Origin of the sequence: Paenibacillus sp. 37, assembly GCF_008386395.1 — a bacterium.
GTDB classification, from domain to species: domain Bacteria; phylum Bacillota; class Bacilli; order Paenibacillales; family Paenibacillaceae; genus Paenibacillus; species Paenibacillus amylolyticus_B.
Genome location: NZ_CP043761.1, coordinates 603882 through 618646 on the forward strand (window position 1 = coordinate 603882; position 14765 = coordinate 618646).

At 50.9% G+C, this 14765-nt stretch carries 12 protein-coding genes; 7 read left to right on the forward strand and 5 right to left on the reverse strand.

Features of this window, described 5'->3' with window-relative positions:
- Positions 1–22 precede the first annotated feature (22 nt).
- Positions 23–1717 (forward strand): NAD(P)H-hydrate dehydratase, encoded by a 1695-nt coding sequence (locus tag F0220_RS02855; RefSeq protein ID WP_149846247.1) that lies wholly within the window; start codon positions 23–25, stop codon positions 1715–1717.
- 852 nt (positions 1718–2569) lie between these two features.
- On the opposite strand, the gene F0220_RS02860 is transcribed toward F0220_RS02855, so the two are convergent.
- From F0220_RS02860 to F0220_RS02875, 4 genes are all read right to left on the reverse strand, one after another.
- Positions 2570–4222, reverse strand: coding sequence for a methyl-accepting chemotaxis protein (locus F0220_RS02860; RefSeq protein ID WP_149846248.1), 1653 nt, complete (start codon positions 4220–4222; stop codon positions 2570–2572).
- Between the two features lie 26 nt (positions 4223–4248).
- Complete coding sequence (locus F0220_RS02865; RefSeq protein WP_091018541.1) at positions 4249–5256, reverse strand: BMP family lipoprotein; 1008 nt, start codon at positions 5254–5256, stop codon at positions 4249–4251.
- A 367-nt stretch (positions 5257–5623) separates the two neighbouring features.
- Positions 5624–7234, reverse strand: coding sequence for a gamma-glutamyltransferase family protein (locus F0220_RS02870; protein ID WP_149846249.1), 1611 nt, complete (start codon positions 7232–7234; stop codon positions 5624–5626).
- Between the two features lie 218 nt (positions 7235–7452).
- Positions 7453–8352 carry an SDR family oxidoreductase gene (locus tag F0220_RS02875; RefSeq protein WP_105601459.1) on the reverse strand — a complete coding sequence of 300 codons (900 nt, stop codon included), beginning with the start codon at positions 8350–8352 and terminating at the stop codon, positions 7453–7455.
- A 155-nt stretch (positions 8353–8507) separates the two neighbouring features.
- Here F0220_RS02875 and fosB point away from each other — a divergent pair, with 155 nt between their 5' ends.
- On the forward strand, positions 8508–8927 hold the full coding sequence (fosB, locus tag F0220_RS02880; protein ID WP_091018547.1) for a metallothiol transferase FosB: 420 nt from the start codon (positions 8508–8510) through the stop codon (positions 8925–8927).
- Between the two features lie 135 nt (positions 8928–9062).
- The gene (locus F0220_RS02885; protein ID WP_091018548.1) at positions 9063–9266 is read left to right on the forward strand and encodes a hypothetical protein; all 204 of its coding nucleotides are present in this window, start codon (positions 9063–9065) and stop codon (positions 9264–9266) included.
- A gap of 121 nt (positions 9267–9387) precedes the next feature.
- On the opposite strand, the gene F0220_RS02890 is transcribed toward F0220_RS02885, so the two are convergent.
- Positions 9388–10638 (reverse strand): helix-turn-helix domain-containing protein, encoded by a 1251-nt coding sequence (locus tag F0220_RS02890; RefSeq protein ID WP_091018549.1) that lies wholly within the window; start codon positions 10636–10638, stop codon positions 9388–9390.
- 185 nt (positions 10639–10823) lie between these two features.
- Here F0220_RS02890 and F0220_RS02895 point away from each other — a divergent pair, with 185 nt between their 5' ends.
- The 4 genes from F0220_RS02895 (at position 10824) to lysA (ending at position 14761) form a co-directional block, all read left to right on the forward strand.
- Positions 10824–11015: a hypothetical protein gene (locus F0220_RS02895; protein ID WP_091018551.1), complete on the forward strand. Its 192-nt coding sequence runs from the start codon at positions 10824–10826 to the stop codon at positions 11013–11015.
- 121 nt (positions 11016–11136) lie between these two features.
- Positions 11137–12147, forward strand: a complete 1011-nt coding sequence (locus F0220_RS02900; protein WP_091018552.1) for a 3-oxoacyl-[acyl-carrier-protein] synthase III C-terminal domain-containing protein — start codon at positions 11137–11139, stop codon at positions 12145–12147.
- Positions 12086–13474, forward strand: coding sequence for a preATP grasp domain-containing protein (locus F0220_RS02905; protein ID WP_188310512.1), 1389 nt, complete (start codon positions 12086–12088; stop codon positions 13472–13474). The genes F0220_RS02900 and F0220_RS02905 overlap by 62 nt, the downstream gene beginning before the upstream one ends.
- Positions 13475–14761 carry a diaminopimelate decarboxylase gene (lysA, locus tag F0220_RS02910; protein WP_105601456.1) on the forward strand — a complete coding sequence of 429 codons (1287 nt, stop codon included), beginning with the start codon at positions 13475–13477 and terminating at the stop codon, positions 14759–14761.
- The last annotated feature ends 4 nt before the right edge of the window (positions 14762–14765 follow it).

The window sequence follows — 14765 nt, forward strand, 5'->3', positions numbered from 1 at the left end:
TTGTCACGGGGAGGGATGAACGTTGTTTATCGTAACCGCTGAACAGATGAGGGCTGTGGACGACTATACCATTCATAAGTTGGGTATTCCTGCTGCCAGTCTGATGGAGAATGCAGGTCGCGCCATAGCCGAGGAAGTCATTAAGCTGTGTCGGGAAGAACAGGCAGAAAACTCGCTTGCAGTTTCGGGGAAGTTTGGCTATAGCAGCAAGGGCTGTAGCAGCCAGACAGATGCGAGGCGGGCACACACCGGGCCCGGTGATCGGCAAGGTTATGGTGGCGACATCATCGCCGATCCGGCGCTGGTGATGGAGCGCCCGGGAGATCAGCAGTGGTACATGCTGATCGGCAAGGGCAATAATGGCGGCGATGGGCTGGTGGCCGCACGCCATTTGGTTGAAGCGGGGCTTGGCGTGACACTAGTCTACGCCGATGCCCCTGATGCACTGCGGGGCGAAGCCGCAGTGCAACGGGATGCCACCGCGAAGCTCGGCATCCCTGCTCTTGTCCACGGGCGCGAAGCCGTGGACTTCAGCCGGTGCACAGGCATCGTGGATGCGTTGCTGGGCACTGGCTCGCGGGGGGCGCCGCGGGGAGCTTACGCGGCGCTGATTAAGGCGGCGAACGACAGCGGCAAGCCGGTCGTGTCCGCCGATGTGCCAAGCGGGCTGGACGCCGACACTGGAGAGGTGTACGAGCCCTGCATTCAAGCCCGGGTGACTGTATGTCTCGCGCTGCTCAAGCGCGGGCTGTTGCAGTACCCGGGTGCTTCTGCCGCGGGGCGCATTATGGTGCGCGCCATCGGCATTCCCGCGCGGCTTGCGCCAGAGCATGGCCCCTCGGTCCGTCTGCTGACGGACGAGGTGCTGCGCGGTGCGCTGCACGTGGATACAGGCCGCCTCCGGGCACCGGACGGCCACAAGGGCACCTACGGCCACGTACTGTTGGCCGCAGGAAGTCTGCCGATGAGCGGCGCAGGCCTGCTCTCGGCCAAGGCCGCGCTGCGCGCGGGTTGCGGGCTCGCCACATGGGCGCTGCCCGCGGCACTGCTGCCGCATGTCATCGGCACCGTGCCCGAGCTCATGCTTGCTGCCGCCTCCGATGGCGACAGCGGCGAATGGAACGCGGCTTCCGCGGGCGTCGTGCTGCGTCTCGCGGAAAGCCGCGACGTGCTCGCGACCGGCCCGGGCCTCGGCCGCTTCAAGGGCGACACAGACTGGCTGCGCCGTCTGTGGCAACAATCGGATCGTCCGCTCGTCATTGACGCGGACGCCCTCAACATGCTGGCAGACGCTGGCCCACATGGGCCTCGCGACTGGGGCCAGCGAAGTGCGGCGACAATCTTGACGCCGCACCCTGGCGAGATGGGCCGACTGCTGGGCATGTCGACCCAAGAGGTGCAGCGTGACCGCATTGGACACGCTGCAAAATACGCCCGCGAGCAGGGCGTGACCCTTGTGCTCAAAGGAGCACGAACGGTCATCGCAACGCCATCCGGCGAGGCGTACATCAACACCACAGGGCACGCCGGCATGGCGACTGGCGGTGCCGGAGACGTATTGACCGGTATCATCGCCGGTCTGCTTGCCCAAGGGCTAAGCGCGGAGCAAGCCGCCACGTTCGGCGTATATCTCCACGGACAGGCCGCCGAACGAGCAGCCCTGCTGCGCAATGACCCGTCGTCCCTGCTGGCCGGAGACATCATCGATGCACTGTGAGGATGGGGCAGGTGTGGGACAAGCTCGCGGTTTTGAGCTGCTGCCCATGACGATTCCTTTTCAAACTGCGAGTGATCCAACGAACCAGCGCACCAAAAAGTAGATGAGTGAACGTTGTCCATTGCTCAGTACTCAATGCTCACTACCCAATGCCCAGTGCCCAGTGCCCTAACGAACCTGACACACCTTATACCAAGGTTTACATCGAGGAGCAAAAGCTAACGAATCTCATCCACGTTATTTCTGTGTATTTCGGATAAAACACCTAAAAAACCGGATTAAATTAGGAGAATAGAGTGACTGAGATTCGTTAGATTTTATAATCTGCAATTAATGGTCCAATAAGGTTTGCACGATTCGTTAAACGTTTGGATCTGAAACGCTGCTGCCTTGTTATCTATATAAGTTGAACTAAAGAATATTTACACTGGATACTCTGGTGACAGAACAACCTTCCGATCGCTGTTATTCCCAGTTTATTCTTTTATAAATTAGGAAATCCGGGATAGCGTATGCTTCCGAACCAGCTTTCTTTCAAGAAGCTTTTAGGCGAAGCGTATGCTTCCAAGTCAGCGTTCTTTCAGTTAGCTTTTAGTTCCGCTTCTTCAGGTTCTTTCTGTCCTCTGTGTTTCGTGTAAATGTTTAGTTAGATGAAACAACGATTAGTTACTGAAAAGGGGAGCCCTGTCATGATTCATGACGGAGGCTCCCCTTTATTTGGTTGTTTGTATGTTCACGCTACCTGATCCTGGCTCGCCTATAACCTGCCCATATCTTGTCTATAATCTGCATCTAACCTGCATCTAAACGACATCCGAACTACGCCCAGCCCAAAATTTTCTGGCATCCTGCTTACAGCCGGAATCGTAGCAGTTCCTGATGCATCTCCGCACTGATATCACGCAATGACTTCACCTTAATACTTGCATCAGCGAAGGAACGTTGTTGTTCCGACGTGGAGGCGGTGATCTCTTCACTACTGGCTGCCGACTGCTCGGTGATGGCACTGATATTTTCGATGGCCTGTTGCACCTGTGTACTGAGTTCATTGGAGTGTTGCATGTCCTCAGCAAGCTGATGGATACCCGTACTAATGCGCTCCACACTTTCACGAATGGCAGAGAAGGATTCACGAGTCTGGCTGGTGGCTTGTTCCTGTTCGCCGAATAACTGCATACTCTGTGCTACAGAGTTCTTCACCTTGTCCATGGAGGTTGTGATCTCGCCCACAGCCGCATAGATATGTTTGACCGATTGCGCAGATTGTTCGGCGAGTTTGTTCACCTCGCCCGCAACAACAGCGAAGCCACGTCCGGCTTCTCCAGCGCGAGCAGCCTCTATGGAGGCATTTAACGAGAGCATGGTCGTTTGTTTGGCAATCTCCGATACATATGCAGTCATCGTAGTGATTCGAACCGCGCTTTCTTCCAGTTCCCGCACCGTTTGTTCCACCTCGGCCATCGCCATACGATTCACTTCGGCCAAGCGGAGTTGCTCCGCTACAGCCTTATTACCTTCCTCAACGGTAGTTAATACTTCACGACCATCGATCACCGATTGGGAAGTGGACTCCAGATTGCTATTGAAGGTAGACTGCATTTTGTCCACAACCATCACCGTTTCACTCAGATCCTCGGCAATCTTTTGACTGCCAATCGAGAGTTCCTCCGTGGTGCGTGATACTTGCTGTACAATCGCTTGGGCTGTATCATTGCCGCGGTCAATATCTTGCGCCATTAGATCGACCCGATGACCCGCCGCACCAATCGACTGAATAATGCCGCGGATATTATGAGTCATGATACCGAAGGAACGACTCAGGTCATCGAGTTCATCTTTGCCCCGAGCTTCCGGTAATTGTCCGGTCAGGTCACCGTCTGCAATTTGTCCCGCAGCGTCTTTGAGTGTTCGAATACGCTTGGCGATCTGACGTGAAGTATACATATTAAACAGCATTACGGCGACAAGCAATACGATGGCTCCTACCAGAGCGGTTTGCCACGTTTGCTGAATGTCATGTTCCAAATCGACGGTATATTGATCATAACGATCCCGAGTCATCTCATCTAACGAATAGATATCATTCTGTATGCCCCGAACCCGAGTGCTGTAACGTTTCGCTTCCGCACTGTTCATCGCACTCATCGCTTCGGTGGCTCCCTGGTTGAGAGCTTGTAATTTTGTCTCGATGGACTGAATAAGTTGTAACTGCGAATCTGTTTCGAGCAATCCGTCCGTAAGCTCCTGAATCATCGTTTGGCCTTCATCCAGCAAGCGGAGTACTGCGTCTTGGTTTCCTGCTGTCATGGAGAACGAATAGACATCCAGCGCCTGCTGGGTCTGAATCTGATTGGCATTCAGTTCACTAACCTTGAGCATGGCTGGTACCAGATTTTGATTTTTGGCATTCATGTTGAGCAATTGCATGATAATATAAGCGACTAGCACAAGGCATAGAAGTAGTGAAATTAGAGCATTAAGTATCAGTTTTCCCTGTAGTTTCATATGCGTACCTCCTCGTATCCGATGGGTTATTGATCAAGCTTAATTTTGATTTGACCGGAAGAGATCTTTGCTTTCAGATCTTCGAAGGTTTGCTGTTGTTCATCACTGAGCGTGATATTATGTAGAGCAGTCAGACCCACGGCGTTCTCCGCCAGCCCCTCCACGATTTCCTTTTGAGGGAAGGTATGATTGTTTTGTACAAACGTGTTAACGGCATTATAGATAGAGACATCCACATTTTTCAGCATGGACGTAAGAATGGCTTTTTCCGCCAAAAAGAATTGATCGGTATCTACACCGATGGCGTATTTCCCTAATTTCTGAATCTCCGTCAGTGCGCCTACGCCTGTGAGACCGGCAGCAACGTAGATCACATCAGCGCCCTTTTCCTGAATCATCTGTGCAGCCAGTTGTTCACCCAACTCGGCATTGCCGAAGTCCCCCGCGTAGACAGCATCAACGGTTGCATCGGGCTTGACAGCCAGAACACCTTGTTTAAAACCCTGCTCGAAATTACGAAGGACCGGTATCTCTATTCCACCAAGGAAGCCAACATGATCTTCCGTTGAAGCCATTGCGGCAATAACACCTGCCAGATAACTTCCTTCTTCCGCCCGGAATGAAATGGAGGCAATGTTAGGCAGTTCGGACTGACTGTCAATCATGAGGAACTGCTGGTCAGGATATTTGGCTGCAACTTTCTCCATATCCGCTTGGACAGCATCACTCAGGCCGATAACCAGATCGAATTTGGCTTCAGCAAACTCTTCAAATGCAGCTTCGGCATTGTCGCCCGGTTCGCGATAGTCAAAGACAATGCTTTTCTCATTTCTGGCCTGAACCAGTCCATCAAAAGCAGCATCATTAAAAGAACGGTCACCCAGACCCACTTCCGTAAGCACGATGCCAACCTTTGTTCTTGTGTCTGTTGCCGTTGTTGTATTGTTGGCTGAACATGCCCCCAGGATCAGTACCGTCAGGATCATCATGATGGTAAGACCTAGACCTGCGCGTCTGTTCTTGTTTGTTTTCATGTGTGGTACCCTCATTTCTGTATTCACATTTTTCTGTTTTGCGTGGTTCCGTAGCTCAAGGGAATGACGTGTACATGATGACACGTATGGTGAGGATTTCCCCTTTATCTATATCGGTCAGAAAGGCACTGTGATTTATGGTATGTAGTGAAAATTTACGAAAAAATAAATATTTTCATGAATTACACATAATTTTTACATTTCTCTGGTTAAAAGGGTACTTAAATATCTACAGTATGTTGTTTACTGATGTTAGAAGTCGAAAAAAGACAAAAGAGAGATGACATGAATCATCTCTCTTTTGTCTTAAAATTTCACCCTATACGAAGGATAAGGTGATCATCCTATTATAAAAATGACGCAAGTTTTACCAAGCCGCAATCGAGCCATCAGCTCGGGTTTCCGTACCCCCGCATAATACACCATTGTCCGGGTGGCGCCAGATGATCTGACCGCGTCCAAACTGGGATGGATCGAGCGCCACTTGAATATCATGTCCCTTGCGGGCGAGTGCCTGTGCAATGTGTTGCGGGAAACCTGGTTCAACGAGAATCGTTTTGCCCTTCGTCCACTGCCAGCGCGGAGAATCCAAGGCGGCCTGGGGGTTCAGGTGATAATCGATTGTATTCATGACCACCTGCACATGACCCTGCGGCTGCATGAAACCGCCCATGACACCGAATGGCCCAACCGCTTCACTGCCGCGGGTGAGGAACCCCGGAATGATCGTGTGATATGTCCGTTTGCCCGGCTCAAGGGCATTTGCATGGTTCGGGTCCAGTGAGAAGTTATGTCCACGATTTTGCAGGGCAATGCCTGTCCCCGGAACAACCAATCCAGAGCCGAAGCCCATGTAGTTACTCTGGATAAAGGAAACCATGTTGCCTTCACCGTCCGCTGTAGCCAGATAGACCGTTCCACTTGCTCGTGGATCACCTGCCTCAGGTGTTCGTGCGGTATCACCAATGAGTTTGCGCCGTTCTTCCGCGTATGCCTCGGACAGCAGTTCCTCCACCGTGACGCCCATTTTGCGTTCTTCAGTAATATATTTCTCCCCATCGGCAAATGCCAGCTTCATGGCTTCGAGCTGCTGATGATACGCCTGAACAGATTCTTTCTCTTCAAATTCATATCCTTTCAGCAGATTAAGCGCCGCCAGAGCAATCAATCCTTGTCCATTCGGCGGAATCTCCCACACATGGTATCCGCGGTAGGAGACAGAGATTGGATCAACCCACTCGGGCTGGAATGCCGCCAGATCTTCGCGAGTCAGATAACCACCATGCTCTGCCATAAAGGAATGAATGCGTTCTGCCAGTTCTCCTTCGTAAAAGTCTCGCGCTTCGCTCTCGCCAATCTGGCGCAAAGTCGCCGCATGATCCGGCGAGCGCCACAACTCTCCAGCTGCGGGAACCCGCCCGCCTGGAGCAAATGTCTCAAACCACGCACGCCCTGCCTTCGCATCACCCTGGCGTGCATAGATTTCGGCTGCCCTTGCCCAGTGGCGGGCCAGCCCAGGCGCAAGCGGATAACCTTCCTCCGCGTAGCGGATGGCTGGTTCCAGCGCTTCCGCCAGCGTGAGCCGCCCGAAACGGCGGCTCAGCTCAGCCCAACCTGCCGGTGCGCCAGGCACCGTCACCGGAACAACCCCAAGCTTCGGCATCTCCGTATAGCCTGCCGCTTGAAGCGCCTCAATGGATATGCCCTGAGGCGCAGGGCCGCTGGCATTCAGGCCATGCAGTTTGCCCTCGGTCCAGACGAGGGCAAAAGCATCGCCGCCAATGCCATTGGACGTGGGCTCCAGCACGGTGAGTGCTGCCGCAGTTGCAATGGCGGCATCAATGGCGTTGCCGCCTTTTTTCAATACATCCAGACCGGCTTGTGCAGCCAATGGTTGAGACGTGGCGACCATGCCTTGTTTCGCATACACAGGCACGCGGTAAGAGGGGTACGGTTGGTAGAGTGGATCGAAGTTCATCGGGTTGTTCAGCTCCTTGTCACAAGATGTCAGGCTCCGGCATCACCGGATCATACTCCTAACCCTCTTCGCAACCGGACAACCGATATCCTGCCACACCTGCTAAATCCAGCCTGACATCAGCAACACTTCGTTCAGAAATACGTTCCATTCCGGCCTGATTAGCCATCATCTAATACGTTTCTACCAAGGGAGGTGACATCAGTCACCGCATTACCCTAAGTCGTTACCATATCGCCGCCATTGACATGAATGCATTCACCTGTGACGTAGGATGAATCGCGGGAGGCGAGATAGACATAAGCTGCCGCCAGTTCGTAAGGCTGACCAGCCCGACCCATAGGCGTCTCCGTTCCATATACCTGCACATCCTCCGCGGAGAAGCTGGCAGGAATAAGAGGTGTCCAGATAGGGCCAGGGGCAACAGAATTCACGCGGATTCCCTGTGCTGCGAGTGATTGGGAAAGTACACGAGTGAGCGACACGACAGCTCCTTTGGTGGAGGAATAGTCGATCAACTGGACGTTACCTTTGTATGCTGTGATGGAAGCCGTATTGATGATGGAGGCACCTCTGCACAGATGGGGGAGAGCGGCCTGGATCAGAAAGAAATAGGCGAATACATTGGTCTGAAAGGTGTGATACAGCTGTTCTTCTGTAATATCAACAATGCTTGGCTGCACATACTGCACGCCATGGTTGTTGACCAGAATATCGATCTTTCCATAGGTCTCCATCGTCGTGCGAATGACGGTTTCACAATTTTTCTTCAGGCGGAGGTCAATCTCGATTAAGAGACAGCACTGTCCCAGTTCTTCGATCCGTTCACGAGTCCTTTCGGCGTCTGTCCGTTCATATAGATAAGCAATGACGATATCCGCACCTTCCTTGGCAAAAGCGATGGCGGCCGCCCGGCCGATTCCACTGTCACCACCCGTAATAATGGCAACTTTACCTTGGAGTTTGCAGCTACCGATATAGGCAGGATCTTCACTGATCGGTTCAGGCACCATCAGGGTTTCCAGACCGGGTTGCTGGTCCTGATGCTGGGGTGGAAATGCCAGCTTTTGCTCCTTGCACACCGTTTTCTCACCATAAAAAGGATAAACAGGATTCATTCGCTTTACATCCTCCTCGAACGTACATTGATACGGATAACCTATGCATTCGCCCAGAAGGATGTGCGAGAGGAGCAGGCACAGCGGTTGTTTTTTGCACAAAATATACCATAATAAGGATAGATCCTTAAATCTTTGGAGGTGTCAGGAGCCACATGAATATTCAAGGAATTAATCATTTGTGCTTTTCCGTATCCAATCTGGAGCGGTCCATTACCTTTTATGAGCAGGCTCTCGGTGCCCGAATTCAGGTGAAAGGACGCAAACTGGCTTATTTTGAGCTTGCCGGTCTGTGGATTGCCCTGAATCAGGAGGATGTTATTCGCAACTATACGGAACGAACCTATACCCATATTGCATTTACCGTTACAGAAGAGGAGTTCGACGCGTCTGTTCAGCAGTTGCGAGCAGCGGGTGCTGACATTCTTCCCGGAAGGCCAAGAGATCCGCGGGATGCATTATCCGTTTATTTTACCGATCCGGATGGACATTTGTTTGAACTGCATACAGGTACGATGAAGCAAAGGCTGGATTATTATCGCGAAGACAAAGATCATATGACCTTTTATCCGTGAGTTTCATGTGCAAGTAGAGGTAAATGATGATTAACGTATTTAAAGTCATTGCAATTATCCGTAAAATACGTATTAGGTTGCCAGAAATCGATGGTGGAATATGCTACCCAATTATAAACATGAGGAGAGATGAGCATGGAGAGTAAAGGAACCAAATTCGTTACAACCGCAAGTGAACTCTGCATGGTTACTATCATGCTTCTACCTTTTATTGCAGGACAGCTTCATGTTTCGGAGGCATATGCAGGATCGGCTAAGTTTAGTAGTCAGCAGGGACAAAAGCATGCCGTATCTACGGAAACGCTGCTGGAGCTGAATGATCCTGTACCTGTTCGATGAGAGATTGATCCTGTGCCCTTTCACCGTGGATTCCCGGAAGTGGGGTCCCTGTTCAGAGACCCTAAAATCCATCTGTTCATTTCCCTATGTCCTCAGTTGTTAGATGAAGAAGTTATCTGTTTTATTTGATCAATGACTTATAATCTTCGTAGTTCATTTTACGCTCTTGCAGGCTTAGCAGAAGGAGTTGATGGCTGATGTCAGCCTCGCGGTTTGCAGAGATGCGTTTAAGTAGATCGTGACTCATTCTTAGAAAGTAATAACCTTCATTGCTGTTGTTTTTCTCATGAAATACAATACCCAGCAAGCGATACAGTTTGGCACGAAGCATCCCTTCATCTTGCTTATCCAGCAGTTGGAGGGCTTCTTTGATGATGGCCTCTGCCTGTTCTGGCTCACGCTGTTCCAAATAAACTTTACTGATTTCCTCTAATATGGAAGCCTTCTTGTGGGGAAGATTGCGTTTATCGTAAATTCGTGCGCATTCATCCAGTAAGGGGAGGGCTTCTTTTTTTTGCCCCATATGAAGCTGGATCACGGCGAGGTTGTGAAGTGCCAGAACGTAGGATTCGCTGCTCGCCTGTTTATAGGCCTGTACGGATCTCTTGGTCCAGTCATAACTTAACCGCATGTGTCCGTCCTGTTCGGACATATAATATGCTTTGCCCAGACCCAGTGTAATCTCGCCATACAGTTCCGGTTGTCCCGCCATTTGGGCTTCCTTCTCCGCTTTGAGATAGTAGTTCAACCCTTCATTCACATTGCCTAGTCTTAAATGGGTTGTGCCAAGAAAGGTCAGCGATTGGATGTGTTCTTCCTGTAGATGTTTGAGTCTGCTGCTGTACGTATACGCCTGTTCATAATGTTTCCGGGCAGCATGAAACAGCTCTGCATGAAAAGCCGCTCTCCCCATTTCCAGATAATATTCAACGATACGTTCCCTGTCACCTGTTCGAATGACCGTAAATGCTGCAGTTTCCCCCTCATCCAAGGCTTGTCGATAATCCCCAAGTCTGTTGTGACTTCGTAAAATGAGCAGGTAGGCTTCTGACTGATCCGATGTATCCTCCGTCAACGTCAGCACTTTATGGGCTATGCGGATGCAGGCAGAATCATTCTGCTCGGCATAACAGGCTTTGGCCTTGTCCAGTACAGCCTCCCCAATATCCGTATCTGTTGCTGCACTTCCTCCCAAAAAAAACTCCATGGGTGTATTAAGTCTCCTGGCAATGATTTTTAACATACGCTGCGAGGGAACGGCTCTACCTTTTTCGATAAGGCTGATGTAAGAACGCGTCATATCCTCACCTGCCAGTTGCTTCTGAGACAGTCCAAGCTGCTCCCGGATTTGCCGGATTTTGGGTCCGAGCATGATCGTTCACCGTCCCTTGATATAGTTTGATTGGAATGGAGATCTGATTGGTATGTTGGGTCTATCGTGAGTATCCAGAAGCAGGGGTAAGGAGAGTGAGAGGTTCATTTACCTCCATTTACAGTTTAAATCCAATTTGGGAGATTATAGAATCAGAGTATCCAAGATGAAAGGAGGAGATATGAATGGTCATTAAAGCGACTCCCATTACACTGGAGCAACTGAAGCGCAAAGAAGTTGAAGCAGCACAGTTGGAAACGAGTGGACTGGGCGAGGCACGTGAAGTCAGTGCACGCGCGGTTTCCGCTCGCGCAGTTGAAGCCCGAGCTGTAGCGGCTCGTGCTGTAGCAGCTCGTGCAGCGGCGGCTCGTGCCTGATTTTTCCTACTTACTTATCGTATTACGCTAGATTCATAGATGGGAGCTTCTGCGGAAGCTCTTTATCTCCCTATATTTCAGTGAGATTCGTACGTTAGTGATAACGAGGTGTCTGAAGCCGATGCATATCAAGCAAATATGGTCTTACATTCCGGAGCACATTGTGCCGATCAGGGAACTGAACGAGGTGCTGGGACTCAATAATGCCCAGACGAAGGTACTGGAAAAAATTCATGGTTTGAAACAGGTTCGGCAAGACAGGGATGGAGATCTGGCTTCGTTGCTTGGGCGCGTATTAACCCAGGTGGTAAATAACCCGGAGATCGCTCCTAACTCGATTAAGTATATCATTTATTGCCACACAATTCAGGAAAATTTCCCCTTTCCTATGAAAGTTTTGCAAGTCCTGAAACGGGCTTACGGGTTGCAGCATGCCATCGCGTTTTCGCTTACGCAGCAGAACTGTGCATCGGGCTTAATTGCCCTGAATGTTGCCGAGACATTGCTGCCTTCATTGGAAGCGGATGATCATATTTTAATTTTGACAGGTGAAAAAACCTTTAGTCCCGTTGTGCAATTGATCCCCAATACCACCGTGATGGGAGAGGCATCAGCCGCCGTGCTGGTGGGCAACAAGGGCAACGGAAGTCGTGTAGTTGGACTTACGAGTGTTACCTTGGGCCAATTCTGTAATGTACTAACGGGAACCCCGCAGATTCTAAGGGAGTTTCAGGAAATCTACACGCCTCGGTTATGTGAAGCCATTGTTGCAGCCGTGGAGCAGGCGGGTCTGACGTTGCAGGATATTCGATACATCGTCCCACACAATGTGAATCTATCCTCGTGGAAGAAGGTGGCTATCCGTTTATCCTATCCCCTTGAACGCATATATACGTCCAACGTACAGGAGATCGGACATTGTTTCTGTTCGGACCCATTTATTAATCTGCAAGCTATTCTGGAGCAGAAGCTGTTGCAACCAGAGGAGTATTATCTGCTTGTTACGGTCGGACTTGGGGTTACATTCAGCGTAGCAGTGATGCAATATGCAGGAATAGGAGGGGATGGCCGTGACCACCGTATTGACGGATTTTTCGAGCAAGCTCAAGTGGGCGTTAACGGGCCAGCATGACGTTACTTTTGTGTATCTTAACAATTTTGAGGTAGAGGAGCACTGGAGTGAAACGGGTACTCTCAAGCTGCCCTCATTAAGCATAGGCTCGGCTGCGGATGTCGTTAATCGGATGGAGGAACTGGGTGTTTTCCTCGCCGGAGAGAACGATATTATCCTGCTCAAGGGGCCGCCAAATCAGGGATTCATGGCAGATGCACAGGCGCTTGGGTTTGGTCGCTCCCGATGCATAACGGTGGAGCACAATGATCCGGCACTGAACATTACCGCGAATCTTCTGAATTGTCCAAGGACAATGGACAAGCTGCGAGAGCTGTCACAGGCTGCTGGAACGAATGTTTATCTGGTTCCCTTTGGAACCTCGGATCAGGAAGAGGAATTCTCCCGACGGACCGGCATTCCGCTGGCTGTTCCATCTTCAGATATTTTCCGCAAGGTGAATGACAAGGGGTATTCCCGCCGTCTCAACGCGGAGTTGGGCATTCGCCAAATTCCAGGCGTTGAATGCACGTCTTTGGATGAACTGGTGTCTGGTTTCGATCAGCTAAAGGCCGTTCTAGAGCAGGGTGGACGTCTTGTGTTGAAGGATTCCATGGGTGTATCAGGCAAGGGAATTACCGTCATTACCGATGAAGCCAGGTTTCACAAATGCATGAGTATGCTGGAGAAACAGGCAAGCAAAAAGGGAAGACGGCAAATCAACTACGTGCTTGAGCAATGGATTGATAAAATCTGTGACCTGAATTACCAGATTCTCATCGATCGCTCGGGTGGAGTTGAGTATCTTGGCGTAAAGGAATCGTTGGTAGAGCAAGGCGTACATCAAGGGCATCTCATGCCTTCGCGGCTCAACGATGTTCAACTTGAGGTCATTCGCGAAGCGGCCATACGGATTGGAGCAGCTCTGTATCGAGATGGATACTACGGCATTGCCGGCATGGACGCCATTCTGGACGAGGACGGTACAATCTGGCCCAATCTTGAGATTAATGCCAGGTTTAATATGTCTACCTATCAGACCAACATTCAGCATCAATGGGTGGCCGAAAATCAATGTGGACTGGCAAAAAAATATACGCTCCGGCTCAATCACTTGCTGGAATACAAGGTGCTTCGTTCCAGTCTGGGTGAATTGATGTTCGAACCGGAACGTGGCGAAGGATTATTGATTAATAACTTTGCCACAGTCAATGCGGCATTCAGAAGTGAGGGGACCTTGTTCTCCGGACGTCTGTATGGCGTGATTATTGCGTCCTCCCCTGAACGGCTGGGAGTGATCGACGAAGCGATAGAAGCCGTCCTATCTTCCATTAACGAGGTGATGTGAGTGTCTACGGAATATCAGATCCAGCAGTTGTGTGTCTCGGACATCGCTGAGAAATTCGGAACTCCGCTGTATATATATGACGGGGATGTGTTGCAGCAGGTGTATCAGGAGCTTCGGGAATTGCTTACGCCTCAAGTGGAGCTGTTCTATTCATTGAAGGCCAATCCGAATATTTCGATCGTACACATGTTGCAGGAGATGGGCGCGCAGGCAGAGGTGTGTTCCCTGGCAGAATTACATACGGCCGTACAGGCTGGAGTAGCGCCAGAAAGCATTATTTTCCTTGGACCCGGAAAAAGCGATGACGAGATTACGGCATGCATACGTCTGGGCATATATGCGATTGTATGTGAATCGTTCCAGGAGCTGGAGCGCATAGAGATCATCGCTGCAAGTGAGGGGCGAATCGTGCCGGTGGCCCTGCGAGTGAATCCTTCCTTTTCTGTTAAAGGCTCCAGGTTGACCATGGGTGGCAAACCACGTCAGTTTGGTATGGATGAACAAAGTGTGCTCCAGGGAAAAGAGCAGTTCGAGAGCTTCTCCCATGTGGAGATCATGGGACTTCACGTGTACATGGGAACCCGCATGTTGGATGTAGAGCCGATCGTTCAGAATACCCGTCATATTCTGGAATTGGCTGATCGAATCGAGAACGAGCTGGATATCACGCTACGTATGGTCGATGTAGGCGGGGGATTGGGGGTGCCCTACCATGAAGGTGAGCAGTTCCTATCCATAGCCGCACTGACAGAACAGTTGAATCCAATGTTCGAATCGTTTCGGCATAGTCATGCCAACACCCGGCTGTTCATGGAGCTTGGGCGATATCTGGTAGGCACCTGCGGTATGTTGGTCAGTCGAGCCCTATATGTCAAGCAATCGTATGGAGAGCACTTCGTCGTAACCGATGGTGGAACGAACTGCCATATGGCGGCGGTGGGCACAGGTTCTTATGTGAAGCGTAACTTTCCGATTGCCTCCCTGACGCGTTATGGTGAATCCCCTGTAGCAGAATACAATATTACGGGTCCCTTATGTACGCCGAATGATGTTGTTGGGAAACGGGTATTGCTTCCTCCTGTTGAACGGGGCGATCTAATCGGTGTTTTTCATTCGGGAGCCTACGGACCAACGGCTTCTCCCACACACTTTTTGAGTCATGGAAGTCCGGCGGAAGTGCTGATTGTCGCTGGGGAGGCTCACTTGATCCGTGAGCGAGATACTCCGCAGGATCTACTGTCCAAGCAACGCTTGATTAAAGTGTCCCACACGGAAATAACCAATTGATGAG